General features: G+C 66.1%; 28 protein-coding genes and 1 riboswitch. Of the genes, 9 read left to right on the top strand and 19 right to left on the bottom strand.

Annotation, left to right across the window (positions count from 1 at the left end; all coding sequences use genetic code 11):
- Nucleotides 1-145: 145 nt before the first annotated feature.
- The gene (locus tag WBR68_RS19380; protein ID WP_050449146.1) at nucleotides 146-1,003 is read right to left on the bottom strand and encodes a LysR substrate-binding domain-containing protein; all 858 of its coding nucleotides are present in this window, start codon (nucleotides 1,001-1,003) and stop codon (nucleotides 146-148) included.
- 124 nt (nucleotides 1,004-1,127) lie between these two features.
- Between WBR68_RS19380 and WBR68_RS19375 the strand changes: the two genes are divergently transcribed.
- From WBR68_RS19375 to WBR68_RS19365, 3 genes are read left to right on the top strand one after another with little or no spacing between them, the layout of a single operon-like run.
- Complete coding sequence (locus tag WBR68_RS19375; RefSeq protein ID WP_050449117.1) at nucleotides 1,128-1,559, top strand: VOC family protein; 432 nt, start codon at nucleotides 1,128-1,130, stop codon at nucleotides 1,557-1,559.
- A 23-nt stretch (nucleotides 1,560-1,582) separates the two neighbouring features.
- Nucleotides 1,583-2,317 (top strand): 5-oxoprolinase subunit PxpB, encoded by a 735-nt coding sequence (gene pxpB / locus WBR68_RS19370; protein WP_230695010.1) that lies wholly within the window; start codon nucleotides 1,583-1,585, stop codon nucleotides 2,315-2,317.
- Complete coding sequence (locus WBR68_RS19365; protein WP_230695009.1) at nucleotides 2,314-3,345, top strand: 5-oxoprolinase subunit C family protein; 1,032 nt, start codon at nucleotides 2,314-2,316, stop codon at nucleotides 3,343-3,345. Before pxpB ends, WBR68_RS19365 begins: the two co-directional genes overlap by 4 nt.
- Here the strand turns inward: WBR68_RS19365 and WBR68_RS19360 are convergent.
- A complete protein-coding gene (locus tag WBR68_RS19360) occupies nucleotides 3,330-4,031 on the bottom strand; it encodes a GntR family transcriptional regulator (protein WP_083447517.1) in 702 nt (233 codons plus the stop codon). The two genes, WBR68_RS19365 and WBR68_RS19360, sit on opposite strands and share 16 nt — an antisense overlap.
- A 127-nt stretch (nucleotides 4,032-4,158) precedes the next feature.
- Entirely contained in the window at nucleotides 4,159-4,797 is a 639-nt protein-coding gene (locus WBR68_RS19355; RefSeq protein ID WP_050449121.1) for a trimeric intracellular cation channel family protein, read from the bottom strand.
- A gap of 287 nt (nucleotides 4,798-5,084) precedes the next feature.
- Here WBR68_RS19355 and WBR68_RS19350 point away from each other — a divergent pair, with 287 nt between their 5' ends.
- On the top strand, nucleotides 5,085-5,957 hold the full coding sequence (locus tag WBR68_RS19350; protein ID WP_050449122.1) for a universal stress protein: 873 nt from the start codon (nucleotides 5,085-5,087) through the stop codon (nucleotides 5,955-5,957).
- 36 nt (nucleotides 5,958-5,993) lie between these two features.
- On the opposite strand, the gene WBR68_RS19345 is transcribed toward WBR68_RS19350, so the two are convergent.
- From WBR68_RS19345 to metX, 3 genes are all read right to left on the bottom strand, one after another.
- A complete protein-coding gene (locus WBR68_RS19345) occupies nucleotides 5,994-7,304 on the bottom strand; it encodes a muropeptide transporter (protein WP_255696144.1) in 1,311 nt (436 codons plus the stop codon).
- A gap of 47 nt (nucleotides 7,305-7,351) precedes the next feature.
- Complete coding sequence (gene metW, locus WBR68_RS19340; protein ID WP_050449123.1) at nucleotides 7,352-7,966, bottom strand: methionine biosynthesis protein MetW; 615 nt, start codon at nucleotides 7,964-7,966, stop codon at nucleotides 7,352-7,354.
- Nucleotides 7,963-9,237 (bottom strand): homoserine O-succinyltransferase MetX, encoded by a 1,275-nt coding sequence (metX, locus tag WBR68_RS19335; protein WP_230695008.1) that lies wholly within the window; start codon nucleotides 9,235-9,237, stop codon nucleotides 7,963-7,965. The genes metW and metX overlap by 4 nt, the downstream gene beginning before the upstream one ends.
- Nucleotides 9,227-9,308: riboswitch (SAM riboswitch) on the bottom strand. (Overlaps the previous gene by 11 nt.)
- 137 nt (nucleotides 9,309-9,445) lie before the next feature.
- On the opposite strand from metX, the gene WBR68_RS19330 reads away from it, so the two are divergent.
- Nucleotides 9,446-10,453, top strand: a complete 1,008-nt coding sequence (locus tag WBR68_RS19330) for an Ldh family oxidoreductase (protein ID WP_230695007.1) — start codon at nucleotides 9,446-9,448, stop codon at nucleotides 10,451-10,453.
- A gap of 92 nt (nucleotides 10,454-10,545) precedes the next feature.
- On the opposite strand, the gene WBR68_RS19325 is transcribed toward WBR68_RS19330, so the two are convergent.
- Nucleotides 10,546-11,442, bottom strand: a complete 897-nt coding sequence (locus WBR68_RS19325; RefSeq protein WP_050449126.1) for an AEC family transporter — start codon at nucleotides 11,440-11,442, stop codon at nucleotides 10,546-10,548.
- A gap of 281 nt (nucleotides 11,443-11,723) precedes the next feature.
- Here WBR68_RS19325 and WBR68_RS19320 point away from each other — a divergent pair, with 281 nt between their 5' ends.
- A complete protein-coding gene (locus WBR68_RS19320; RefSeq protein WP_050449151.1) occupies nucleotides 11,724-11,942 on the top strand; it encodes a helix-turn-helix domain-containing protein in 219 nt (72 codons plus the stop codon).
- Here WBR68_RS19320 and WBR68_RS19315 read toward each other — a convergent pair.
- Nucleotides 11,935-12,564, bottom strand: a complete 630-nt coding sequence (locus WBR68_RS19315) for a hypothetical protein (protein ID WP_230695005.1) — start codon at nucleotides 12,562-12,564, stop codon at nucleotides 11,935-11,937. The genes WBR68_RS19320 and WBR68_RS19315 overlap by 8 nt on opposite strands.
- 57 nt (nucleotides 12,565-12,621) lie before the next feature.
- Here WBR68_RS19315 and WBR68_RS19310 point away from each other — a divergent pair, with 57 nt between their 5' ends.
- The 3 genes from WBR68_RS19310 (at nucleotide 12,622) to WBR68_RS19300 (ending at nucleotide 15,733) form a co-directional block, all read left to right on the top strand.
- Entirely contained in the window at nucleotides 12,622-13,515 is an 894-nt protein-coding gene (locus tag WBR68_RS19310) for an alpha/beta hydrolase (protein ID WP_050449127.1), read from the top strand.
- A gap of 32 nt (nucleotides 13,516-13,547) precedes the next feature.
- Nucleotides 13,548-15,119 (top strand): glutamate--cysteine ligase, encoded by a 1,572-nt coding sequence (gene gshA, locus WBR68_RS19305; protein WP_127183344.1) that lies wholly within the window; start codon nucleotides 13,548-13,550, stop codon nucleotides 15,117-15,119.
- 95 nt (nucleotides 15,120-15,214) lie between these two features.
- Complete coding sequence (locus WBR68_RS19300) at nucleotides 15,215-15,733, top strand: lipocalin family protein (RefSeq protein WP_050449129.1); 519 nt, start codon at nucleotides 15,215-15,217, stop codon at nucleotides 15,731-15,733.
- 61 nt (nucleotides 15,734-15,794) lie between these two features.
- Here WBR68_RS19300 and WBR68_RS19295 read toward each other — a convergent pair whose 3' ends face one another.
- The 11 genes from WBR68_RS19295 to WBR68_RS19245 all read right to left on the bottom strand — a co-directional run bounded on the left by WBR68_RS19295 (nucleotide 15,795) and on the right by WBR68_RS19245 (nucleotide 26,110).
- Entirely contained in the window at nucleotides 15,795-16,739 is a 945-nt protein-coding gene (locus WBR68_RS19295; protein WP_230695004.1) for a succinylglutamate desuccinylase/aspartoacylase domain-containing protein, read from the bottom strand.
- Nucleotides 16,740-16,790: 51 nt separating this feature from the next.
- Nucleotides 16,791-17,783, bottom strand: a complete 993-nt coding sequence (locus WBR68_RS19290) for a Bug family tripartite tricarboxylate transporter substrate binding protein (RefSeq protein WP_050449131.1) — start codon at nucleotides 17,781-17,783, stop codon at nucleotides 16,791-16,793.
- 156 nt (nucleotides 17,784-17,939) lie between these two features.
- A complete protein-coding gene (locus WBR68_RS19285) occupies nucleotides 17,940-18,854 on the bottom strand; it encodes a LysR family transcriptional regulator (RefSeq protein ID WP_050449152.1) in 915 nt (304 codons plus the stop codon).
- Between the two features lie 25 nt (nucleotides 18,855-18,879).
- Entirely contained in the window at nucleotides 18,880-19,764 is an 885-nt protein-coding gene (locus tag WBR68_RS19280; RefSeq protein ID WP_127183342.1) for an alpha/beta hydrolase, read from the bottom strand.
- On the bottom strand, nucleotides 19,757-20,518 hold the full coding sequence (locus tag WBR68_RS19275) for a GntR family transcriptional regulator (RefSeq protein WP_127186232.1): 762 nt from the start codon (nucleotides 20,516-20,518) through the stop codon (nucleotides 19,757-19,759). The genes WBR68_RS19280 and WBR68_RS19275 overlap by 8 nt, the downstream gene beginning before the upstream one ends.
- Nucleotides 20,519-20,613: 95 nt before the next feature.
- The gene (locus WBR68_RS19270; protein ID WP_230695002.1) at nucleotides 20,614-21,318 is read right to left on the bottom strand and encodes an ABC transporter ATP-binding protein; all 705 of its coding nucleotides are present in this window, start codon (nucleotides 21,316-21,318) and stop codon (nucleotides 20,614-20,616) included.
- Complete coding sequence (locus tag WBR68_RS19265; RefSeq protein WP_230695001.1) at nucleotides 21,305-22,075, bottom strand: ABC transporter ATP-binding protein; 771 nt, start codon at nucleotides 22,073-22,075, stop codon at nucleotides 21,305-21,307. The genes WBR68_RS19270 and WBR68_RS19265 overlap by 14 nt, the downstream gene beginning before the upstream one ends.
- Nucleotides 22,065-23,051, bottom strand: a complete 987-nt coding sequence (locus WBR68_RS19260; protein WP_100853339.1) for a branched-chain amino acid ABC transporter permease — start codon at nucleotides 23,049-23,051, stop codon at nucleotides 22,065-22,067. Before WBR68_RS19260 ends, WBR68_RS19265 begins: the two co-directional genes overlap by 11 nt.
- The gene (locus WBR68_RS19255; protein ID WP_230695000.1) at nucleotides 23,048-23,962 is read right to left on the bottom strand and encodes a branched-chain amino acid ABC transporter permease; all 915 of its coding nucleotides are present in this window, start codon (nucleotides 23,960-23,962) and stop codon (nucleotides 23,048-23,050) included. Before WBR68_RS19255 ends, WBR68_RS19260 begins: the two co-directional genes overlap by 4 nt.
- Nucleotides 23,959-25,152 carry an ABC transporter substrate-binding protein gene (locus WBR68_RS19250; protein WP_230694999.1) on the bottom strand — a complete coding sequence of 398 codons (1,194 nt, stop codon included), beginning with the start codon at nucleotides 25,150-25,152 and terminating at the stop codon, nucleotides 23,959-23,961. The genes WBR68_RS19255 and WBR68_RS19250 overlap by 4 nt, the downstream gene beginning before the upstream one ends.
- A 46-nt stretch (nucleotides 25,153-25,198) precedes the next feature.
- Nucleotides 25,199-26,110 (bottom strand): fumarylacetoacetate hydrolase family protein, encoded by a 912-nt coding sequence (locus WBR68_RS19245; protein ID WP_050449138.1) that lies wholly within the window; start codon nucleotides 26,108-26,110, stop codon nucleotides 25,199-25,201.
- Between the last annotated feature and the right edge of the window lie 92 nt (nucleotides 26,111-26,202).

Genomic DNA, 26,202 nt, shown 5'->3' with positions numbered 1-26,202 from the left:
GGCGTTGCCTATCTGGCTGCTTTGTTGTGGTTTTACCGCTGCTTGATGGGTTGCGCGCGATTTAGAGCGGGTTTTTTCTGATGGCCCTGGCGCGCTTCACCCATCCTACGAGCCGCGGTCGCCTGTGGGAGGGGGCTGCGCGAGGTTATGCGGACGCGGCTAAACATTCCGCCATTTTTTCCCGCACGCTGCCGGCATCGAAAGGCAGGCGGCCGATGATGCCGATTTCCCTGTAGAAAGCCTGTTCGCCCAGCGGCACCAAGCGCAAGCCCGTCACGTCCAACCCGCGCAACTGCGGCAGCAGCGCCACCCCCACGCCGTGGCGCACCATGCTGGCAATCGCCTCAATCTCATCCAGCTCCACGGCCTCGTGCACGTTGATGCGATGCTTCTTCAGAAAGATATCCACCACGCGCCCGCCAAAAGAAGCACGGTCATACCGGATGAACGGCTGCGTGGCCAGCAGCTCTCGCCACGGCGCCACCGGCATGGATTCCGGCATGGCCAAAACCACCGGCTCACTCAACAGACGCTGCCAACCCAGTTCCGGCGGCAGCGCAAACGGTGGGCGGATCAGCACGGCCATGTCCACCTCGCCCGCGTCCACCTGCCCCAAGAGCGATAACGACACCCCCGGCACCACGCGTACCCGCACGTCGGGATACACCGCGCGAAAGCGGCCCAGCGCTTTGACCAGCAAGTCTTGCTGCACCGACGCAATTGCGCCGATTCGCAGGGACCCGCTGACCTGCCCGGCGCCAGCCGTGGTGACCATGCGTTCAGCCATGGCCACCAGTTCTTCCGCCTGCGGCAACATCTCGCGACCATGGGCGTTCAGCACCGCCGCCCGCGCACTGCGATCGAACAGCGCCACCCCCAAATATTCCTCCAGACGCTTGATCTGGGCGCTGACCGCCGACTGCGTCAGGCCCAGATGCGTGCCCGCGCCGGTGAAGGTGCCGTCTCGCGCTACCGCGATGAATGTCTTGAATTCTTTGATCACGATCAATTTTTTTGAGGCTAAGAAACAAAAAATATCGTTTTTCAATCAAAAAAACAATCCCTAAACTAGGCACTGGTGCAAGCATCCGCATCGCCCTCACACCTTGAATGACCCGGAGTTCTTCATGACTGCCCAAACCAATCTGCCGCCGTTCCATTTGGCCTTTCCGGTTCGCGACCTGGCCGAAGCCCGCGCCTTCTACGGCGAAAAGCTGGGCTGTCCGGAAGGCCGTAGCTCGGACGAATGGATCGACTTCAATTTCTACGGCCACCAGATCGTTGCCCACCTGGCCCCAAGCGAATGCGGTCACAAGGCCACCAGCGCCGTGGACTCTCACAACGTGCCCGTGCGCCATTTCGGCGCCGTGCTTTCCATGGAACAATGGGAAGCCATGTCCAAGCGCCTGATCGACGCCGGCACGGAATTCGTCATTGAGCCCTACATCCGCTTCAAAGGCGAAGTCGGCGAACAAGCCACGATGTTCTTCCTGGATCCGTCGGGCAACGCGCTGGAATTCAAGGCGTTCAAGAACATGGATTCGCTCTTCGCCAAGTAATCCGCCTAACAGGTGTCGCGCCGTTGAACGATTCTTCAGAACCCCCTTCCTCGGCCTCTCCCCGCTGGCGCATCCTGCCCCAGGGTGACCGCTGCATCATCGTCTCGTTTGGCGACGGCATAGACCCCGCGCTGGGGCGCACCTGCCTGGCCGCCGCGCGCAAACTGCGCGACGCGCGCTGGGCGGGCGTCACCGACGTGGTGCCGTCCTTTGCCGCGGTCGCGGTGCACTATCGCCCCGACTACCTGGGCAACGGCCCTACCTGCGCTAGCCTTTCCGCCCGCATCGACGCCTTGCTGGCCGAAGGCATCCCCACCGACGCCGTGGGCGGACGCGACATCGACATCCCCGTTTGCTATGGCGGTGAACATGGCCCCGACCTGGCCGACGTGGCGCAAGCCGCGGGCTTGTCGCCCGAGGCCGTCATTGCCCTGCACAGCCAGCCACGCAGCATGGTCTTCATGCTGGGCTTTGCCCCCGGCCATGCTTACCTGGGCGTGCACGATGAAAAGTTGAACCTTCCCCGCCGGGCCTCGCCCCGCACCGCGGTCCCCGCGGGCGCCGTCGCGGTCGCCAACCGCCAGACGGTGATCTACCCCAGCCGCCTGCCGGGTGGCTGGAACATCATTGGCGCCACCCCGCTGACCCTGTTCGACCCCGCCCGCGAACCCGCATCGTTGCTGCAGCCGGGCGATTCCGTCCGCTTCGTGCCGATTTCGCCCGAGGAATTCGACCGTATGCGCCAAGGCCAGCCATGAGCGTGACCGTTATCAAACCCGGCATGCTGTCCAGCTTTCAGGACAGCGGCCGCGCGGGTTACCAGCACCAGGGCATTCCCGCCGCGGGCGCCATGGACGAGCGCGCGCACCGTCTTGCCAATGCGCTGGCCGGCAATACGGGTGACCCCGCCACCTTGGAAATGACGCTGGCCGGCCCCACCCTGCGCTTTGATGCGCCCACCTGTTTCGCCCTGGCCGGCGCCGACCTGGGCGCCACGCTGAACGGCCAGGACATCCCCGTGCACCGACCGCTGGTGGCCCAGGCGGGGGACATCCTGGCCTTCGGCGCTCGCCCGGCGACGGGCGTGCGGGGCTACCTGGCCGTATATGGCGGCTTTGCCTTGCCGCCCGTGATGGGTAGCGAAAGTACGTATCTGCGCAGCGGTTTCGGCGGATTCAACGGACGCGCGCTGATCAAAGGCGACCGCGTTGCGCTGCGCGCGCCCCTGGCAACAGACCGCGACGTGGGCCGCTTGCGCCAATCGCTGTGGAATCTGCGCATCTATCTGCCCGGCATCTTGGCCAGCAAGCGCCGGGGGCCGATCCGCTTTCTGCCCGGCATGCATTGGCTTGAGTTTTCCGAGGCCTCGCGCCAGGCCTTCACCACGGCGGAATTCCGTATCAGCCCACAGTCGGATCGCATGGGGTATCGCTTGGCGGGTCCGGCGCTGTTCATGGACGCACCGCGCCAGATGTTGTCAGAGGCCGCCAGCTTCGGCACCGTGCAGGTGCCCGCGGGCGGCGAAGCCATCATTCTGATGGCCGACCGGCAGACAACTGGCGGCTATCCCAAGATTGCCCAGGTTGCCACGGTGGACCTGGCGGCGCTGGCCCAGGCTGCGCCCGGCCAAACGCTGCGTTTCGAGCCGATCGACATGGACGAGGCGCAGCGTCTGGACGCCGAGCGCGAACGCGCCTTTGCGCAATTACACGAGGCGCTGGCGCCGCTGCGCGCCACGCTGCTGTCAGCCGATGGCGTCAGCGTGACGGATCAGACGCGGGCGTAGCGGGCCGGCGCGTCCGCCGAAACCTGACCCGCGGCTTCGTGATAAGCCTCAAGAATGCTCGGCAGCACTTCCGTCACATAGGTGCGCGTCAGATCGGCCGCGCGGTCGACGTCGCGCAGCGCCAAGGCCTGCGTGATGCCGTGGGTGTACGACTGGATCACATGGGTTTGCACCGACCGCTTGGCCAGCAGGAAGCGCAGTGGCTCTACCTGTTCATAGAGCTTGCTCAACATACTGGTCAGCGGGGTATTGCCCGTATACCGGGCGCAGGCCAGATAGAACTCGCGCGCGGCCGCGATGCAGGCCCGCGCATCGCGCTTGGCCATCGCGGACGCGATGGCCTGGTCATAGCTGCGCAGTTCGGCCAACAGCGGCGCCAGGTCTTGCATGTCGGCCAGCTGGCGCAGGCAATACGCCTCCAGTTCGGCGCGCAGCATGTACAGATGACGGATCTGCGCTTCGGTATAGAGCGTGGCCCGAAAGCCCTTGCGTTGGATATGCGTGACCAGGCCGCTCAGTTCCAGCAAGCGCAGCGCTTCCCGGATCGGGCTGCGGCTGGTGCCGAAACGCTGCTCCAGTTCTTGCTCCCGCAAGGGCTGCCCGGGCCGGATGGTGCCATCCACTATCAACGCACGAATTTGTTCCTGCAGAAAATACGGAATCGTGGCGGGCGCTTTGACGTCCAATCGGCTCCCCTTGTACTGCGCGAGGCATGGTATGAGACAGCGAGAAGATACTAGAAATCTATTGAAACACAAATAAGAAAATTGTTGCAGAGCCGCTGTCGCCCGCCTGCCAGCCCTGGCGAACGGCTCAATGCCAATCGTCTCGGTACACAAACTTGGGCATTTGCCAGTTGAAACGCAAGGCCAGGAGCCGCAGCGCCAGCCCTGCCACCAGCGCCAGCGGCACGGCCGCATTGGCCGACAGCCCCAGGGATTGGCCACCCAGGTACAGCGCCCCGGTCACCACCGACACGCTGGCGTAGAGCTCCTTGCGAAACAGCAGCGGCACTTCGTTGCAGAGCACGTCGCGCAGCACTCCGCCCGCGCAGCCGGTGATCATGCCGCTGATCAGCACGACGGTAATGGGCAGTTGCATCATCTGCGCGACCTGGCAGCCGATGACGGTAAAGGCCACCAGGCCCAGCGCGTCGGCCAGGAGGAACAGGCTGCGCAGCCGCCGCATCACCGGCGCGATCAATGCCGTCAGGATGGCCGCGCCCCCCGTCATCCACAGGTACTCGGGGTGGATGACCCAGGTCAGCGGGTAGTGCCCCAGCAGCACGTCGCGCAACGAACCGCCGCCCAGCGCCGTTACGCAGGCAATGATGCACACGCCCATCCAGTCCATGTCACGCCGGCCGGCGGACAGCGCCGCGGTCATCGCTTCGGCCACGATGGCAACCAGGTACAGCGTGTGCAGCAACAAGGGGGATATGTCTGAGAGCATGAGAAACAGTCAGGAAAGGCGGTGATCGGACGTTGCCTGGCAAGAGACAGGCGACGGCGACAACGGCTGAACCGCAAGGCAAGGCCGGCCCCCATTGTATTGAGACTGCCCCCGCCCCGATCGCATTGCCACCCGCCCCGCCATCCCCTACGCTGGACCGTGCGTTGATATCAATCAATCCCCGTTTGGCATCGCGGCAGGACAATGGGGACATGCCCTCATGGGCAACAAAGCCAGGCTGCGCGGACGCGGGAGTCGCCACTCTGGCCACAACCGGGAGAAAACGTATGACACAACAAACAGGCCCCATCCTTTTGGCGACAGACCTGAGCGCACGCGGCGACCGAGCCCTGGACCGCGCGCTACAGCTCGCGCGTGAACTCGGCACTCAACTGATCGTGCTGCACGTCATGGAAAGCCACGCCACGCCGGCCCGCCTGACCACCCCGGTCTGGCGGCGCCTGTCCACCGACCACAAGGCGCTGGCCGAACGCGAGCTGGCCGAAGACCTGGCCGCCGCCGACGTATCCACCGAAGTGGTCGTCGTATCGGGCGACCCGCTGACGCACATCATCGAAACCGCCGACAGCTACGGCTGCTCGCTGATCGTGACCGGCACCGCCCGCGACGAAACCCTGGGCCGGCTGCTGCTGGGCACCACCGTGGAAAAGCTGGTCCGCCAGGCACGCCAACCGGTGCTGGTGGTGAAGACCCGTCCGCGCAAACCGTATCGCGACGTGCTGGTCGCCACCGACTTTTCCGCCGGATCCCGCCATGCCCTGCGTGCCGCGCTGCAACTGGTGCCCAACGCCAACCTGACCTTGTTCCACGCTTATGACGTGCCGTTCCAGGGCAAGGCGACCGTGCCCGACGACGCCGTCACCCGCAGCTTCTACAAGGGCGCGGAACAGAGCGCGCGCGAATTCACCGCCAACACGCCTGAATTGGCGGGCCTGCCACCGCCCAAGGTGGTGCTGGAACCCGGCCAGCCCGAAACCGTGCTGTCGGAATATTCATTCAACCACCGTTCGGACCTGGTGGTGACGGGCACGCATGGCCGCACCGGCATCCTGCGTACCGCCATCGGCAGCGTGGCCGAGCGCCTGCTGGAAGCGCTGCCCAGCGACGTGCTGATCGTCCGGCTGCAAGACGAAAGCTAGACGGCACATGGCGGCGCATCGCGCGCCGCCATGACTTCAGGCCTGCTCGCCCTGCTTTTCCATGGTGTCGATGGTGCCGCGCAAGACCTGCAACAGCACCAGGCCCGGCAAGGCGATCACCACCGTCAGCAGGAAAAAGCCCGGCCAACCCATGTAGTCCACCAGCGGTGGGGTCAGCGGCCCGGCCAGATAGGTGCGTCCCACCGCCGACAACGCCGATAGCAGCGCAAACTGCGTCGCGGAAAACCGCCGCTGGCACAGCGCCATCAACAGGCCCACGAAAGACGCGGTGCCCAAGCCGCCGCACAGGTTTTCAATGCCCACGCCGGTGGCCATCAGCCACAGCGTTTTCGGGCTGATGGCGATCAGCCAATACGCCAGGTTCGACACCGCCTGCAACAGGCCAAAGGCCATCAGAGACCGGTACAACCCCCAACGCGCCATCAAGGTGCCCCCGGCCAACGCACCGACAATGGTGGCGGCCAGCCCCAGCACCTTGTTGACCGTGCCGACCTCGGTGGGCGAGAAGCCCGCGCCGCGTATCAGGAAGGTGGTGGACAAAGCGCCCGCGAAGGCGTCGCCCAGCTTGTACAGCACGATCAGCGCCAGTATCGACAGCGCGCCACGGCGGGTGAAGAATTCATGCAGCGGTTCGCCGATCGCCTCGCCCAGGTTGCGCGGCGCGCGCGCGACGTGCTCGGGCTCGGGCGCCAGCAGCGTGGCGATCGCGCACAGCAGCATCAGGCCGCCCATCAGCACATAGGTATAGCCCCAGCCGATCCACTGGTCCGCCATGATCAGCGCCAAGCCGCCGGACGCGATCATCGCCAGCCGGTAACCCATGACCTTGACCGCCGCGCCCGCGCCGCGCTCCTCTTTGCGCAACACGTCCGTGCAATAGGCGTCGAACGCGATGTCCTGGGTGGCGGACAGGAAGGCGACCAGCACCGCCAGCATGGCCAGCGGCATCAGCGCGGTGGACGGCGACAGCGCCCCCATCACCATGATCGTCACGGCCAGCAGCAGTTGCGTCAGCAGCATCCAGCCCCGGCGCCGGCCCAGCAGGGGCGGCACGTAGCGGTCAACAAAGGGAGCCCAAAGAAACTTGATGGTGTAGGCGGTGCCCACCAGCGTAAGAAACCCGATTTCCTGTAGCGGCACCCCTTCCACGGTGGCCCAGGCCTGCAAGGTACCGCCGGTTAGCGCCAGGGGCAGTCCGCTGGCAAAGCCCAGGACCAGCAAGGGGGCCACGCGGGGGCTGGTATAGACGTTGGATACAGCGGTGATGACGGTCTCCTGAAACGCGGCGGCGTGGAGCAACAGGGTTGCGCCACGGGCTTGCGGCATTTTAGGGCCTGTTCAGCCGTGCCGTCAGGAGGATCGGTGTCGGAATGTCAGGGCGTGGCGAAACGGTACACCGCCAGCGTGCTGCGCCAGCTTGGGAACAGCTTGACCTCGTGCCCTTCGTTAAAGGTTGCGCGTTCAAGAATGCGCAGCTTCAGCTCGCCGGCCAGTTGCTCGAAATCGCGCAGCGTGCACAAGTGGATGTTCGGCGTGTTGTACCACTGGTAAGGCATCTGGCCCGTCACCGGCATGCGGCCGCGCAGAATGGCCCAGCCATGCGGCCAGTAGCCAAAGTTGGGAAAGGACACGATGCCGTGGCGAGCCACGCGCGCCATCTCGCGCAGAATGTGCTCGGTGCGATGCATGGACTGCAAGGTCTGCGACAGCACCACGGTGTCGAACTGCTTGTCGTCGAACAGCGCCAGCCCGTCTTCCAGGTTTTGCTGAATCACCTCGACCCCACGCCGCACGCAAGCGATGACGCAGGTGTCGTCCAGCTCGACGCCCGCGCCGCGCACCTGGCGATGGTCGCGCAGATGCGCAAGCAGCGCGCCGTCGCCACAGCCCAGGTCCAGCACGCGGCTGCCGGGGTCGATCCAGCCAGCGATGCGCGCCAGGTCGGGCCGCAGCGCGCTATGGGCATAGCGGGGGGTGACAGGAGTCATTCGGAGCGTCCTTCGGTCTGCGCGGCGCCGGCGGCCAGGCCTAGCTCGCGCGCGATACGTTCGTAGTAGCCGCGCACCACGGCGTGGTAGCGCGCGTCTTCCAAGAGGAAGGCGTCGTGCCCATGCGGCGCGTCGATTTCGGCATAGGTCACGGGGCTGGCGTTCTTCAACAGCGCGCGCACGATTTCCCGCGAGCGTTCCGGCGGAAAGCGCCAATCGGTGGAAAACGACACCAGCAGGAAGTCGGCCTTGGCCGGGGCCAGCGCGCGCGCCAGGTCGCCGCCCGTGGTGCGGGCCGGATCAAAATAATCCAGCGCGCGCGTAATCAGCAGATAGGTATTGGCGTCGAAATAGCGAGTGAACTTTTCGCCCTGGTAGCGCAGGTACGACTCCACTTCGAATTCAACGTCGTAGCCATAGTGATAGGCGCCGTTCTCGGCCGGCGCGCGTTGGGCACGGCCGAATTTTTCGGCCATGTCGTCGTCGGACAGATACGTGATGTGGCCGATCATGCGCGCCACCGACAGGCCGCGGCGCGGCACGGTGTCTTGCGCGTAGTAGTCGCCGCCGTGGAAATCCGGGTCGGTGATGATGGCGCGGCGCGCCACTTCGTTAAAGCCGATGTTCTGCGCCGACAAGCGCGGCGTGCTGGCGATGACCACGCAATTGGCCACGCGGTCGGGCAAGGTGATGGCCCAGCTAAGCGCTTGCATGCCGCCCAGGGATCCGCCCATCACGGCCGCGAAGCGGTCGATGCCGAAGTGGTCGGCCACACGGGCCTGGGCGCGCACCCAGTCTTCCACCGTCAACACGGGGAATGCCGCGCCCCAGGGCTTGCCGGTGGCGGGGTTGATGCTTGCCGGGCCGGTCGAACCAAAGCACGAGCCCAGGTTGTTGACGCCGATCACAAAGAAGATATTGGTGTCCACCGGCTTGCCGGGGCCCACCATGTTGTCCCACCAGCCGACGTCGCTGGGGTTGTCGGCCGCTTGCCCGGCAACGTGGTGCGAGGCGTTCAGCGCGTGGCAGATCAAGACCGCGTTGCTGCGCTGGGCGTTGAGCGTGCCGTAGGTTTCCACGGCCAGTTCGTAGGCAGCCAGCGACTGGCCGCTAAGCAAAGGCAGCGGCTCATCGAAGCGGATGAAGGTGGGTGCGACCAGGCCGACAGAACCGGGATCAACGGTGTCGGAAGTCGTGACGGTGGCGGGGACGAACCCGTTGGCCGGATCAGCGGCCAGATCACCGGCCAAATGTTGGGCAGGAGTGGTCATACGGACCTCTTTAGCTGGATTTATTGGAAGGCGCCCGCAAGCGGATCAGGCAAATCGGCGCCGAAATATGGGTGCTGCATGGGTACAGCGAAAAGAATTCTAGCACTGCTTGCGGATGCTGCAGCCACCTCAGGCTGGTGGGACAATCGTGCCTGCTGGCGGCGCCCCACTTTCGACCGGACGCGCGCCCCCCCCTGACAGGAAGGCTATGGCTCACATCTATCTGGACGAACTGCAACATCTGGCCGCCGCCGCGCTGGCCGCCGCCAGCGCCAATCCGGCCATGGCGGACAGCACCGCCCGCGCCTTGGTTTTTGCGGAAAGCCAGGGCATCAGTTCGCACGGTCTGTCGCGCGTGCCGTTCTATGCGGGGCACCTGCGCGCGGGCCGCGCCATCGGCTCGGCCGTGCCGAAAATCGTGCATGAACGCGGTGGCGCGGCGCTGATCGACGCGGGCTCGGGCCTGGCGTTTCCCGCCTGCGCGATGGCGGTCGAACAAGCCGCGCTGCGCGCCCGTGAACACGGCATCGCCTTCATCGGCGTGGCCAACAGCCATCATTTCGGTGAAGCCGCCTACCACCTTGAAGCCCTGGCGGACGCCGGGCTGGTGGCGTTGGCCCTGAGCAATTCCCCCGCCGCCATGCCCGCCTGGGGCGGCAAGCGCCCGCTGTTCGGCACCAACCCCATCGCGGCGATCTTTCCCCGGCGCAACGGCGCAAGGCTGGTGATTGATATGTCGCTGTCGCAGGTGGCGCGCGGCAAGCTGATGATCGCCGCGCGCGACAATCAGCCCATTCCGCTGGGCTGGGCGCTGGACGCGGATGGCCAACCCACCACCGACCCCAAGGCCGGTCTGGCGGGCAGCATGCTGCCGGCGGGCGGCGTCAAGGGAGCCATGCTGGCGTTGATTGTCGAACTCCTGGCCTGCGCGCTGACGGGCGCGCACTTCGGCTTCGAAACGGAATCGTTCTTTGTCGACGCGGGCGGCCCCGCCCGGTTGGGGCAGGCGTTCATGGCGATCGACCCCGGCGCGCTGGCCGGCAACAACGCCTATCTGGAACGCGTCGAGACCCTGGTGGACGCCATGCTGGAAGACGACGGCGTGCGCCTGCCCGGCGACCGTCGCCGCAAACTGCGCGACGCCGCCATCAAGCATGGCGTGGATATCCCCGACGCGCTCATGGCGCAGTTGCGCGACATGGCCGGGGCGGCTTGAAGTAGCCGGTGTGGCCGCGTCATGCTTCGCGTACCTGGCCGCGCCATGCTTCGCACCCCGCCACGTCCTTCTTCCCGCACCCAGCCGCGCCGCTATGCTCCGTGCGTGAACCACAACATCAGCGGCGCCAGCAGCAGGAACACCACCGTCGACACCAACACCGCGCCTGCCGCGGTGTCGCCCATCGTCGTGTAGCGCTTGGCATACATATAGCTGACCACGGCGCAGGGCATGGCCATCTGCAGGGTCAGCGCCCCGCCCAGCACGGGTTCCAGGTCCAGTGCCCACACTACGGCCAGTCCGGCCCCCAGGCCCACCACCAACCGGATCGCCGCCACCTTGGCGCCGTCGCGCAGGCCATTGGACGGGATCAGCGCCAAGGCGTGGCCCAGGCTCAGCAGCATCAGCGGCACCGTGACGGCGCCCAGCATACGGGCTGTTTCAATCAGCCATTCGGGAACTGGAATGTGCAACAAGCGCATTGCCACCGCCACCACCGACGCCAGCAAGATGGGGCTTTTCCAACTGCCCTTGGTGTTGACGCCGGGCAACAGCCGCACGGCCACCGTATGCATGACGAATGAGTTCACCGCAAAAAACGCCACCGCCACCGACAGGCCCGCGTCGCCAAACGCCAGTTGCGAGATCGGCAGCCCCAGGTTGCCGGCGTTCGGCAGGCACGCAGTGGGCAGCAACGTAAGCACGGGCAGCTTCCAGACCTTGAGCAGCAGCGCACCGATCAGCGCGCACAGCAGCAAGGCCAAGAGCGTAGCGCCAACAATGTCGGCCAACGCGCGGTCGTCCAGGTGGGTCGTGACGAAGGTGTGGAACACCAGCGCGGGGGTGGTCACCGAGGTCACCAGCGTAGTGATGAACGCGCCGCCAAAGGGGATGTCGCGCTTGCCCCAGAACACCCCGATGCCCACGCAGGACAGCAAGGGCAGCATCAGCACAATGGCTGAAAGGTAGAACTGGGCGATGGCAAACATACAGCTATTCCGTTAGAGATAAGGAGATCAATGCGCGTACGCATCAATGCTTGCGCAGCGCCCGTGGCGGCCGCAGCATGCAGCAACTTCAATGACGGGGCTTCGTACCCCCAGCCGCCATGACCGCCAGCCGTCGCATGCCCACTTTCCCGCGTTCGTCCACGTTCCCGCGGTCGTCCGCCTTTCAACGCTTGTGCGCGTTCCACCCAGAGCTTGCCCAGGGCGGCGGGCCGCTGTCGGCGCTGGGGCCACCGCTGGCGCCGCTCTCGCCACTATCAGCGCTGCCAGCCCCGAAAACGCTGTCCGACCGCCAGGCCATGTGCCTGTTCTGGTCGGCGGCGGGCAAGACCAGTTGGGAAACCAGCCGCATCCTGGGCGTCAGTGAAAGTACCGTGAATTTCCACCTGCGCAACGCCTGCGCCAAGCTGGGCGTGCGGGGCCGCAGGGCCGCGGTGGTGGCGGCGCTGCGCCAAGGGCTGCTGGACACCGTCATTACCTGACGGGGCTGGCGGGTTCTGGGATACCGCCAGAAACGCCGGCAGGGCTCGCCGGCTGGCTGGTCTGGCTGGCCTGGCTGGGCGCCCCGGGCTTGATCACCACTGACTGCAGGAATTCCCGCGCGCGTTCCGGGGGCAGGCTTTCCGTCGTGCCGGCGGCCACCGCTTCGATCAGCATCGTGTCGGTCACCCAGACCCTGGCCTGCAGCCATCCCGGCTTGCCCATGGCCTTGCCGTGCACCTCAATGACCTGCCCGTAGGCTGGCCATTGTGCGGGCGGCGGCGCCTGCATGTTGGTGTACAGGGACTGCATCAGCGCCATGCCCAGCGCCTGCCGGGCAGCCGGGTCCGCCGCCATCTCGGGCGGCAGCGGCGCGGACCCGATCGCGAACACGGCTTCGCCCACGGTCGCGGTGGACAGGGTAAAACGCAAGGTATGGGTATCCAGGCGCAGGTCGCGGCTGTCGGTGGACACGCGGTCCGGGAATGCCGCGCGCACATGGCCATCGGCCACGTCGACTTCCCGCCAGTTGTAACGGGGCGAGCACGCCGCCACCAGCAAGGCCAGCCCCACAATCAGGCCGGCTTTCTTGAACATGAAACGAAACAGCGATGAAATCGTCATTACCGTGACCCGACGGCCCATTCATTTCTAGGAAGGCTGAAATTGTCGCCGATTTCCATGACCCCCGCGCCCGACGGCACCCCCTTGGCCAACTATCTTTGGCCCGCCGCCCCCAATGTGCCCGCCCCCATCACCGGCCCCGGCACCCCCAGCGTCTACCTGATGCATGGGCTAAGCGAACACGCCGGCCGCTACGACCGCCTGGCCCGTTGGCTGGCCGCCCGCGGCTGGACCGTGGGCGCGCATGACCACCGCGGCCATGGGCGGTCGGGCGGCCCGCCCGCCACCCTGAGCCACCAGGACGATCTGGTTCACGACGCCGTGGACCGCCTGCAGGCCTGGACCCAGGCCCAGGGCCGCCCACCCATCTTGCTGGCCCATAGCCTGGGCGCGCTGGTGGCCGTGCGTGTCGCCCTGCGCCGCATGGCCGAACTGGACGCGCTGGTCCTGAGCTCGCCGCCCTTTGTCGTCAACGTGCCCCTGTGGGTGCGCCGCACGCTGACCTGGATGTCGCTGCATGCCCCTGACCTGCGCGTGCCCCACGGCCTGGCGCCCGCGCGTATCTCGCACGACCGGGCCGTCGTCAAAGCCTACCGGTCCGACCCCTTGGTGCGGCGGCGCATGACGGGCCGGCTGGCCCGCTTCGTCGATGAAAACGGCCGCGAATCCCTGCGCGAGGCCGGCCTGCTGCCCTGCCGCACCCTGCTGATGGTGGCGGGGGATGACTCCATCGTCGCCGCCGAAGGCAGCCGCCAATTCGCCCAGCGCGCGCCCGCGGAATTGCTGACCCTGCGCTGGTACGACAGCGCCTGGCACGAGATCTTCAATGAAACGGCCCCTATTTCTGATCCGGTTTATGCTGACCTGGACGAATGGCTGGCGCGCACGGCACAGGCATTGTCCCTGCCCCCTGTATTGACTCCCTCGGCACAGGAGGCCGGCACCCCGTAAAATCCCGCGACAGACCCCAACGAGAAGAATCCGTGACTGATACCGCCGCCAACCGCCTCTCCCGCCTAGAGGCCAACCGCTCGCTGCTGACCCAGACGCTGCGAGGCATTGAAAAAGAAGGCCTGCGCGTGGACGAGCAGGGCATTTTGTCCCGCACGCCCCACCCTGCCGGCCTGGGTTCGGCGCTGACCAATGAACACGTCACCACCGATTACTCCGAATCGCTGCTGGAACTGATCACGGGCACGCACACCGATGTGGATGCGCTGCTGGCCGAGCTCACCAACACCCACCGCCACGTCTACAGCGTGCTGGACCACGAGCTGATCTGGAACCAGTCCATGCCCGCCACGCTGCCCGCCGAAGCGGACATTCCCATCGCTTGGTACGGCAAGTCCAACACGGGCATGCTCAAGCATGTGTATCGCCGTGGGCTGGCCGAACGCTATGGCAAGACAATGCAATGCATTGCCGGCGTGCATTACAACTTCTCGCTGCCGGAAGATCTGTGGTCGGTGCTGGACACGCAGGCCGGCTCCGCGCAAGACCGCCGTTCGCGCGGCTATATCAGCCTGATCCGCAACTTCACGCGCTATTCCTGGCTGCTGATGTACCTGTTTGGCGCGGCCCCCGCGCTGGCCAGCGACTTCCTGCGCGGCCAGGACCACCCGCTGCAACGCCTGGGCGACCATACGCTCTACCTGCCCTACGCCACCAGCTTGCGCATGAGCGATCTTGGCTACCAGAACAAGGCGCAGTCGCAGCTCAAGCTTTGCTACAACGACCTCGACACCTTCCTGGGCCGCCTGTACGACGCCGTGACAAAACCCTGGCCCGATTACGAAAAGATCGGCACGCACCGCAACGGCGAATGGATCCAGCTGAACACCAACGTGCTGCAGATCGAAAACGAGTACTACTCCAGCATCCGCCCCAAGCGCGCCACCGGCCGCTGCGAACGCCCCATCACCGCGCTCGCGGAACGCGGCGTGCAGTACGTGGAAGTGCGCTGCCTGGATATCGACCCCGAATCGCCCGTGGGCATCGATGCCAGCACGAGCCGCTTCGTGGACGCCTTCCTGCTGTTCTGCGCGGCGTCCGACAGCCCCTTCTTTCCCGCTAACGGCTACTGTCAACGCAGCGCCGACAATTTTTCCACGGTGGTCAAAGAAGGCCGCAAGCCCGGTCTGACGCTGGACCGCGACGGCCAGGCCGTGGCGCTGCCGCAGTGGGGTCACGATCTTCTGGACCAGATCGCGCCCTATGCCGCTCTGTTTGATTCGGCCCTGGGCGGTACCGCCTACGCGGACGCCCTGGCCGCGCAACGGCTCAAGCTGGATCAGCCTGACACCACCCCGTCGGCACGCCTGCTGGAAGCCCTGACGCAAAGCGGCATGTCGTTTCACGACTACTCCTTGGCGCAAAGCGCCAAGCACGCCAACACGCTGCGTGCGCAGGCACTGCCCGCGGACGTGGCGGCGGCCTATCAGCAGGCGGCGGTGCAATCCACGCAGGAACAGCAACGCCTTGAGGAATCGGACACGGTGGACTTCGCCACCTACGTGGCCCGCTATCACGACGCTCTGAAAGCGCCGCGTAAATAAAGCGTATCGTTAGGGTTTGCGTTCGCGGCGCGCGTGCCCAACGGGCAGGCGCGCCGTGGCTCAATTCCTTATCCGTTACTCCGGAGGTTTTTTTCATGCGCCGCACCGCAACATTCCTGATGGCCCTGGCCGCCAGTGTGGGCATCGCCCACGCCGCGCCGCCGCCCATGCAGACCGTGGAATCGGTGGACCTGAAACGCTACGCCGGCATGTGGTACGAAATCGCGAATTTCCCGATGTTCTTCCAGCGCAACTGCGTGGGCGACACCACCGCGGAATACACCGCGAATGCCGATGGCACCGTCGGCGTGAACAATCGCTGCCGCACCAAGGATGGCGACATTGATTCCGCATCCGGCACCGCCACCGTCGTGGAAGGCAGCAACAACGCCAAGCTGGAAGTCACCTTCTTCAAGCCGTTCAAGGGCGACTACTGGGTCATCGGCCTGGACCCCGAATACCGTTGGGCCGTGGTCGGCACGCCCGATCGCAAGTACTTGTGGATATTGTCGCGTTCGCCCCAATTGCCCAAGGAAGAATTGGACAAGGCCCTGGCTGCCGCCAAGGCCCAAGGCTACGAGCTGGACGAACTGCGGTACACGCCGCAGAAATAACGCGGGCGTCCCACGCGGGGCTTTTGCGCGGGGGTTCAGCCCGCGCGATCAGCCCGCGTAATCAGCCCACGTAATCGCGGGCCAACCGCACCACCGTCACGCTGGGCTTCAACTGCCGCAACGACGGCATGATCAGCGTGCAGTTGTCGTAAGGCGTCACGATGGGCTGGCCGTCTGCCCAGCCGATCACCGAGCCGGCCTGCTCCAACGTTTCCAGGCCCGTCCATGGCTGCGCGAACGTCACATCCATCGACGGCGCGACCACGGCGTCCGTCACTTCCAGCACGCGCTGCGCCGCCGGGTCCGGCAAGCGCCAGCCGGCCGGCACATCAGCCGCGTCCAGCACCTTCGACTCCACCAGCATGCGGGCCACCATGTCGCGAGCGACATCGCGTGCCGCCAGCTCGCCATGGAAACCACATTCGATCAGCAAGGCGCAGGCGTCTTCACGCGCGGGGTCGCCGAACTGCGCGAAGTCACGCATCCGCACGCCGTCCTTGTGCCCCGCGTCCACGATCACGTGCTGCGGCGCTTTCAGCCGACGCGCCAGCGCGATGTTGCGCGGCAGCACGCCCGTCAGCAGCAAGGGCGCGCCCGGCTCGTGCATGGAATGCAGGTCCAGCAACCAATCCGCGCGCTGCACCCAGGGGCGCAGCTCAGCGCCGCGCTGGCGGTCGGGCGTGGTGGGGTTGTCCAGACGCTCGGCGCTCCAGACGCGGTTCATGTCTTCGGCCACAAAACGCGAGGCGTCATGGTTGGCGTGGTCAAAGCGATCGAAGGCGTTCAGGTTGCAAAAGGCCAGCGTCAGGCTGCCACGGCGCGGCTTGACGCCGGCCGCCAGCAGGTCTTTAAGTGCCCAGGCGCCGCACAGCTCGTTGCCATGCACCAGCGCGGTCACCATCAGCGCCCGCCCCGGCACGCCCGAATCAAAATGCCAGACGCCCGGCGTGTCGGTATTGCCCGCGCGCTCGGCGCTCAGGTCAGGAACGGGTAGCTTGAATTCCATGGTGTGATCCGCTTGATTCCGGTGTGGCAAGAGCTTGGGCTTGCGCCTGATTTATTGCGCTTCGATCTTGGCGGCCTTGACCAGCGCGCCATACTTCTTCGTTTCTTCAACCTGGTAGGCCGCCAGATCCACACCCGGCTTGGCGATTTCACCGCCCGCGTCCTGCAACTTGCCGCGGAACTGATCCGACTTCAGCGTCTCGTCCAGCGCGCCGCGCAGCTTGGCGACTACCGGCTCCGGCAGGCCGGCCGGGCCATACAGCGCGAACCACAGGTTGATGTCGACGGATTCAAAACCCGGTGTTGCGGCCAGCGGCGCGATTTCAGGCGCGGCCGGCGAACGCTTGTTTTCGGTCAGGCCCAGCGCCACGATGTTGCCGCTGCGTACTTGCGGCAGCCCCGAAGACAGCACCAGCATGCCGAAGTCCAGCTGTCCGCTCATCAGGTCCGTGACCAGGGGCGACACGCCACGGTACGGCACGTGTTCGGCGCGCGTACCGGTGGCCCGGTTGATCATTTCACCGGCCAGGTGCAAGGTGGTGCCCACGCCGGACGAGCCGTAATTGAACGTGCCCGCTTCCGCGCCACGCAGCTTCTGCAGATACTCCGCCGCCGTCTTGACGCCGGAATTCTTGCTGGCGGCCAGCAGCATCGGCTGCGACGCCACCAGGCCCAAGGGGGTGAAATCCTTGGCGCTGTCGTACTTCACCGCGGTGTTGATCATGCGGGCAATCACCATTTCGTTGGTGGAGCCCAGGAAAATCGTATAGCCATCGGGTGCGGCGCGCGCCACGCGCTGCGCACCGATGGTGCCGCCAGCGCCGCCCACGTTTTCAACCACGACGGTCTGGCCCAGGCGCTTGCCCAGCTCTTCGCCCAACAGGCGCGCGGTCAAGTCCAGGCTACCGCCAGCGGGGTAGCCAACAACCAGCGAAATGCTGCGGGAGGGGTAATCGGCGGCGACGGCGGACGGCGCGGCCGCCACGGCCGAGGCGGCACAAAGCGCAACAAGCGCTGCACGCAGCGTATGCAGGTGAGATTTCATGTTTTCTTCCTTGGGGTGCTGAGGTGGACGGCGTGGCCGTCTCGTTGGAGGTATAGGATTGTATTTTCACGGGTGCCCTGGCCACCCACTGTGCCGAAACGGCACATCTTCGTGCCGATCCGGCCTGGCCCAAAACGGCTGACGCAACGGCGCGCGTCAGACCTTGCGGTTGGCGGTGGCCTCCCAGGCGGCCTCCGCCAGGTCCGTCAAGCGCGCGCGCGGACGGTACAGGCGCACCTCGAAAGCGATCTCTTCGCTGCGGCCGCCCAGCGCGGCCAAGGCCCCGCGACGGCAATCCGCCGCCACCATGGACCACGGCAACCACGCCACGCCCAGACCCTTGGCAACGGCGCCGTGCGCGGCATCCAGCGAATCGCTGCGCACGAACGGTGTCAGCGCATAGGGCGTGGTTTCCAGGCGGTCGCCCACAATGCGCTCCATCGCCAGGCCGCCCGTGTAGGTGATCAGCGGCACCGGCTGGCCGCCGTCTTGCAGCGTATATCGGGTACGGCCACGCGCATCCACCTGGCTTACGGGCACCAGCTTGTCGGTGGCCAGCGTCATGTAGCGGTAGCGCGCCGGGCTCAAGGGCACGGACAAGGCCGGATGCTCGTAGCAGCACAGCAGGTCCACCTTGCCCTGCTCCAGCCGCACCACCAGGTCTTTGGCCTGGCCGGTCGACAGTTCAACCTGCGTGCCTTCGGTCAGCACCTTGGGCGTGCGATGCCGCAAGCGCGCAATCCAGTCCGCCACCAACGTGCGGGCCAGGCTGCGGCCCGTGGCGATGCGCAACACGGCTTCGCCACCCGCGCCCGAGCTGCTGATGCGATGGCGCACCAGCCCCATCTGCTCGACCACCTGCGTGGCCGTCCGGAGCAGCGCCTCGCCTTCCGGGGTCAGCGTCACGGGCAGGTGCTGGCGTTCGACCAGCGGCGCGCCCGCCCAGGCTTCCAGCGCGCGGATGCGCCGCCCGAACGCGGGGTGGGTCACGTGGCGCAGTTCGGCGGCGCGCACGAAACTGCCCGTGCGCGCCAGCGCGATCAGGTCTTCCAGGAGTTTCAGGTCAGCCATGCGCGGCGGCCATCAGCGCTGGCCCTCAACGGGCGGCCAGCCCCATCATCGCCAGCGTGGCCCGGGTCAGCGCGCTGTCCGGGTCTTCCAGCTCGTTGACCAGGTCAAAGTGATTGCAGTGCGGCGTGGGAATGCGGGTGGACGCCAGGCCCGCCGCGTTCCAGGCCGCCTCGAACGCGCTCGTCTGGTTCTTGAAGCCCTGCGTCTCCAGCCCGCCCACCGCCAGCAGCATGGGGCCGGCGCGCTCGGGCAGATTGAAGATGGGGCTTTGATGCGCGGCCTGCTCCGGCGTCAGTCGCAGCCAGGTGTTGGGCAGGATGTCGCAGAGCGGACGCAGATCGAACAGGCCAGACAAAGCCAGCGTGCCCTTGATGATGTCGTCCGGCACGCCATAGCGCGCGGGCCAGCCGGGTGCCGCCAGCATGCCGGCCAGGTGGCCGCCGGCCGAGCTGCCGCTCACGTAGATGCGCTTGGGGTCCACGCCGTAGGCCGCCACGTTCTGGTACAGCCAGGCCACGGCGGAACGCACTTCGCGCACCACTTCGCCCAGCGTGGCTTCGGGCACCAGCGTGTATTCCAGCGTGGCCACCGCCGCGCCCGCCGCGTTGAAGGCCTCGGCCATCACGGGCGCGTCTTCCTTGCGCTGCGCGCGCCAGTAGCCGCCATGAATGAACACGAAAAGCGGCGCGGGCGCGTGCGACGCGGCGGGCAGGAACAGGTCCAGCCGTTCGTCCTGGCCCATGCCGTAGCGCAGGTCCAGCACGCCGGGGCGACGCGAGCGTACTCGCGCCGACGACTCCGCGTAGCGGCGCACGCAGGCGTCGAAGTCGGCCACGGATTCGCGCGCGTTGTATTGCACGTCGCGCTCGGCGATAGAGGAAAAGAAAAGATCGATCTCGGCGTTATGCATGTCGTGCCTGGGTGTCGGGCTGTGAAATGATGCGTTCGATGAATTGCGCGGTCTTGCGATAGTGCGCGGCCAACATGGCCACGGAACGCTCGGCGTCGCGCGAGATCGCGGCGTCCAGCAGTTGGCGGTGTTCGTCGTCGACGTTGCGTTCCGGCCCATAGGCCGTGGCGCCCGCGCGCGCGGGGCGGCGGTAGCGCTCGGTTTGCGCATACAGCTGCGTGGACAGGTCCAACAGCCAATGCGAGCGGCATGCGCCAATCAGCGCATGATGGAAATCCAGGTGGCGCGCTTCCAGCAGATCTTCCAGTTCGTCGGACGGGGCTGACGCTTCGCCCGCCCGCTGCGCCGCCAGCGTCAGCGCGTGATAGGCGCCCACCAGCCGCGCTTCCCAGGCGTCGTCCGCATTCGCCAGCGACCGGCGCAAGGCATCGCAGTCGATCAGGATGCGGGTTTCACAGGCGTCCCACATTTCCTCGACCGACAAGGGCGCGATGCTGAAGCCGCGCGACGTGGTGTTCACCACCATGCGTTCGCTGCGCAAGCGGTTGAGCGCTTCGCGGATGGGCGAAAAACTGCTGCCGTAGCGCTGCTTCAACAATTCCAGCCGCAGCGACTGGCCCGGCGCGAAAACCCCGCTCATGATGTCGCGCCGAAGCAGGCGGTAAACCTGCTCCGACAGCGTGATGTCTTCCACGTCGGCATTCCCGGCCGATCCGGAATCGTCCTGGCGGGAAGCTTTGATTCTTGGCTTCAACATGCTCTCCAGATGTCAGCGGCGTGTCCGCTGATCCGCGCACAGGCGGCCCATTCTACTCGCGCCCGTGGGCGGCACGCGTGGGCTCGGCCACCTCATATCCCCAGATACCGCTGCGCCAATTCGGGTTGGGCGGACAGCTCGGCGGGCTTGCCAGACCAGGCCACGCGGCCCTTGTCCACGATGTAGTGTCGGTCCACCAGCGTGGCCATCTCGGGCAGGTTCTTGTCGATGACCAGAATGGTCTGGCCCTCGGCCTTCAGCGACCGCAGGCAACGCCAGATCTCCTGGCGGATCAGCGGCGCCAGCCCTTCGGTGGCCTCGTCCAGAATCAGCAGCTTGGGGTTGGTCATCAGCGCGCGGCCCACCACCAGCATCTGCTGCTCGCCGCCCGACAAGGTGCGCGACGACTGCGCGCGGCGTTCTTTCAGGCGCGGGAACAGGGTGTAGACGCGCTCCAGGTCCCAGCCGCCCGATGAGCCTCCCGCGGCCGCGCGTGCCGTCGCCACCAGGTTTTCCTGCACCGTCAGCGAGCCAAACACGCGCCGCCCTTCCGGCACCAGCCCCACGCCCAGGCGCGCCACCGTGCTGGGCGCAGACCGGCCCAGCGTCTGCCCCCGGAACTGCACCGCGCCGCCGGTGGCGGGCAACATGCCCATCAGGGTCTTGACCGTGGTGGTCTTGCCCATGCCGTTGCGGCCTATCAGCGAAATCACCTCGCCTTCGCTGGCCTCGAACGACATGCCGAACAGCACCTTGCTGGATCCGTAACCGCCCGTCAGGCCGTCAACCTTCAACATGTTCTTCTCCCAGGTAGGCCGCGCGCACGTCCGGATGGCGGCGCACCTCGTCCGGCGTGCCGCTGAACACCACGCGGCCATAGACCAGCACGCTGATGCGGTCGGCCAGCGCGAAGACGGCGTCCATATCGTGTTCGACCAGCAGCACGGCGTAATCGCCCTTCATGCCTTGCAGCAGGCGCGTCATGCGCGCCGATTCCTCGGGCCCCATGCCGGCCATGGGTTCGTCCAGCAGCAACAGGCGCGGCTCGCGCGCCAGCGCCACCGCCAGCTCCAGTTGCCGCCGTTCGCCGTGCGCCAAGTCGGCCGACCGCACATGACGGCGCTCAGCCAGGCCCACATGCGTCAGCCATTGCATGGCCTCGGCCTTCAGGCCGGCGTCGCGGCGCGGATCGGACCAGGCGCCAAACGCGGGGCCGTCCTTCAGCATGCGCGACAAGATCACGTTTTCCAGCGCGGTGAATTCGTGGCAAAGCTCGGTGATCTGGAACGAACGCCCCAGGCCCAGCCGCGCCCGCTCGAACGCGCGCAGCCCGGTCACGTCCCGCCCGTCCAGATGGATGGTGCCGGAATCGGGCCGGATCTCGCCGCAGATCTGCGCGATCAGCGTGGACTTGCCCGCGCCGTTGGGGCCGATGATGGCGTGGATTTCGCCGGCCCGCACATCCAGGTCCACCCCATTGGTGGCCACCACCGCGTCAAAGGCCTTGCGCAACTGCGTCAGCCGCAACAGGCTTGCTTGGGGGTCAGTCGACATGGCGCGTCTCCAGCAATTTGCCGAACAGGCCCTTCTGGCCCCACAGCACCACCAGCACCAGGATCGGCCCCATGTACAGCAGCCAATGCTCGGTCAAGGACGACAGCATCTGCTCCAGCCCCAGGAATACCGCCGCGCCCGCAATCGGGCCCAGCAAGGTGCCCACGCCGCCCAGGATGACAATCGCCATCAGCTCGCCGGACTTGGTCCACGCCGCCATGTCGGGCGTCACCAGCCCGGCATAGTTGGCCCACAGCACGCCCGCCAGCCCGGTGCCCACCGCCGACAGCACGAACGCGCTCAGGCGGTACGGCGTGGGCGCCACGCCCAGGTTCAGCGCGCGCCGCTCGCTTTGGCGCAGCGCCTGCAACACCATGCCGAAGCGCGAATTAGTGATGCGAATGCACAGCAGCGTCCACGCCGTCAGCAGCGCCAGGCACACGTAATAGAACACCATGGGGCTTTCCAGATTGATGCCCGGCAACACGTTGCGCTGCGTAATCATCAGCCCGTCGTCGCCGCCATAGAACTGCAGCGACACCAGGATGAAATACACCATTTGCCCGAAGGCCAGCGTAATCATGATGAACTGCACACCGCGCGTGCGCAGCGCCAGGTAACCGAAGACCCAGCCCGCCAACGCGCACACGGCCAGCGCAATGGGCCACACCACCAACGCGGCATTGCTGCCGGCCCAGCCGAAGATGGGCCCCGCTTCGGCCGTGTGAAAGGCAATGATGCCCACCGCGTAGCCACCCAGGCCAAAGAACATGGCGTGGCCAAAGCTGACCATGGCGCCGTAGCCGATCACCAGGTCCAGACTGACCGCGGCCAGCCCGTAGATAAGAAAGCGCGTCACCACGCCAATCAGGAACGGCGAACCCGAGGCCAGCGCGGCGGCGGGCAGCAGGATCAGCACCACCAGCCCAGCCAAGCCCCAGCGGGCGCGATTTGAAAGTGTTTTTGCCATCATCATCCTCGCGCCGGAAACAAGCCGCCCGGCTTGGCGATCAGCACAATCGCCATCAACACATAAATGCTGGCCGACGCCATGCCGGCGGCCAGCGGGTCCGCCGTGGCGGGCGAGAACATCGTGGACAGCAACTGCGGCAGAAAGGCACGGCCCAGGCTGTCGACCATGCCCACCAGCAAGGCGCCCGCCAAGGCGCCGCGCACCGAGCCGACCCCGCCAATCACGATGACCACGAAGGTGGTGATCAAGATGCGTTCGCCCATGCCGATTTCCACCGCCAGCAGCGGCGCGGCCATCACGCCGGCCAAGCCGCACAGCAACGCGCCCAGCCCGAACACCAGCGTGTAGAGCTTGCGGATGTCCACACCCAGCGCGTCGACCATTTCACGGTCATCCGCGCCGGCTCGGATCAGCATGCCGATGCGCGTGCGGTTCACCAGCCACCACAAGCCCACCGCCACCAAGGCGCCAATGGCGATGAACGACAGGCGGATCAGCGGATACTGAAAGCCCGGCGCCAGCGTCACCGCGCCTTCCAGGAACGACGGGATGCTGACCAGCGGCGGACGCCGGCCAAAGATCAGGCTGACGGCTTCGTTCGAGAACAGCAGCAGGCCGAAAGTGGCCAGCACCTGGTACAGGTGATCGCGCTTGTACAGCTTGCGTATCACCAGCACTTCGACGGATATGCCGTACAGCCCCGCCCCCAGCAGCGCCGCCAGCACGCCCGCCAGGAACGAGCCCGTGGTGCCGATGGCATAGGCCGCGCAGTACGCGCCCACCATGTAGATCGAGCCATGCGTCAGGTTGACCACGCCCATGATGCCGAAGATCAGCGTCAGTCCGGCCGCCAGCATGAAGAGCATGGCGCCGAACTGCAGCCCGTTAAGCAGTTGTTCGAACAGCAGCGTCATGATGGCATCTTGCAGAATTGGGCGTAGGCGTCCTTGTCGTCAGACACCAGTTTGCGGACCAGATGCGGCGCCAGGCCGCCCGCGCTGTCCTTGTCGATACGCATCAGGTACAGGTCTTGAATGGGATGCTGATTGGTGTTCATGCTGAAGTTGCCGCGCAAGGACGTGAAGCCGGGCTTGCGCAGCGCCGCGCGGAATTCCGCCGCCTTGGATAGATCACCACCCGTGGCCTTCAAACCCACGCCGATCAACTGCGCGGTGTCGTAGGCCTGCATGGCGTAGTCGGTGGGCACGCGGCCATAGGCTTCCTTGAAGGCTTTGACGAAGGCCTGCGACTGCGGGTTGTTGAAGTCTTCCGACCAGATGCCCGTGGTGTAGGAACCCAAGGACGCATCGCCCGTGGCCTGGATCATGCGCGCGTCCATCGAGAAGCTGGGCATCAGCATGGGGATGCTCTTGTTCAAGCCCGCCGCCGCATACTGCTTGACGAAGTTGATGCCGGTGCCGCCCGGATGAAACTGGTAGATGGCGTCAGGCGCCAGCGAACGCAGGCGCGCCAACTCCACGGAAAAATCCGACTGGTCGAGCTTGGTGTAGATCTCGGCCACCACCTCGCCCTTGTATGTGCGCTTGAACCCTTCGATGGCGTCGCGGCCAGCCTGGTAGTTGGGCGCCAGCAGCACCACGCGCTTGTAGCCCAGTTCATTGGCCGCCACGCCGCCCGCCGTGTGGAAGGCGTCGTTCTGGTAAGACGCCACGAAATAGTTGGGGTCGCACTTTTCGCCCGCGAAGTTCGACGGGCCAGGATTCAGGCTGACGTAGAACCCGCCTGACTTCACCACGCCCGGCACGACGGCCGCCAGCACGTTGGAGAAGTTCACGCCGGTAAAGAGCTTCACGCCCGATTGCACCAGGCGGTCGGCGGCCTGCTTGGCGTTGGCGGGCTTCAAGCCGTCGTCTTCGATGACCAGTTGCACGGGAACCCCGCCCAGCTTGCCGTCGCCTTCCTTGATGGCCAGGTTGAAAGCATCGCGCTCGTCTTCGCCGATGTAGCCGGCCGGCGTGGACAAGGTGGCGATGAAGCCGATCTTGACGGGCTCGGCGGCGCGCGCGGCGCTTGTTGAAAAGGCCGCGCCCAGCGCGACGGACAACGCGGCGGCCACGCCGCCCAGATGCTGTTTCTTGATCATGTTTTCCCCTTGAAGACTGCGTTGCCCGCCTGGCGGCAGGCCTGAGCTAAACCGCCACCACCGGATGGCGCAGCGTGCCGATGCCTTCCACGCACGCCACCACCACATCGCCCGGCCACAACCATTCCTGCGGCTTGCGGCCCGCGCCCACGCCTTCCGGCGTGCCGGTGGCGATGATGTCGCCCGGTTCCAGCGTGATGCCGGCGCTGATGTCCGCAATCAGGAACGGCACCTTGAACAGCATGTGGCGCGTGTTCGATCCCTGCTTCTTTTCGCCGTTGACCGTGAGCCACAGGTCCAGCACCTGCGGGTCCGGAATTTCGTCGGCGGTGACGATGCACGGGCCAAACGGCGCGTAGGTGTCCTGGCCTTTGGAATAGATCCATTGGCCCGCGCGACGGCAGTCGCGCGCGCTCATGTCCAGCATCACGCTGTAGCCGAACACGTAGGACAGCGCATCGGCCTCGGCCACGCGCGAGGCACGGCGGCCCATGATCACCGCCAGCTCCACTTCCCAGTCCAGCTGCTGCGTAATCTTGGCGTTGTGCTCGATGGCGTCGCCCGGGCCGATCACGGTGGTGGGCGGCTTGGAGAAGATCACCGGCTGCTTGGGCAGGTCGGCCGAGGTATCCAGCGTGCGGCTGGATTCCGCCACGTGTTCAACGTAGTTCAGGCCGATGCCGAAGATGTTCTTGCGCGGACGCGGAATGGGCGCCAGCAGCTTCACGTTTTCTTGCGGCAGCGCCGTGCCCACCGGCCACGCGCCACGGTAGGCATCCATCAGGCGGCTGGCCTGCGCCACGGCTACCGGGCCTAAGTCGATGAAAGCCAGCATGTCGTCGGGCAGGTCCACGCCGCCGGCGCGGCCCAGCAGGGCCAGGTCGATTACATAGCCTTCGGCCAGCGCGCCAAGCCGCGCGGCAGCGGTGGGATGAGCGCGAAAAGTCACCAAGCGCATAGGAACTCCATTGATTCAGGACGAGTTGAGTAGGAAGAGTTAAATCAGGACGAGTTGAGCCAGGCGCGCGAGCAAGCCCCGCGCGGCGGATA

The sequence above is a fragment of the Achromobacter sp. JD-1 genome, from assembly GCF_038594925.1.
GTDB lineage: Bacteria > Pseudomonadota > Gammaproteobacteria > Burkholderiales > Burkholderiaceae_B > Achromobacter > Achromobacter spanius_C.
Note: the sequence above shows the minus strand (reverse complement) of the source record. Positions and strands in the feature narration are given on the sequence as shown.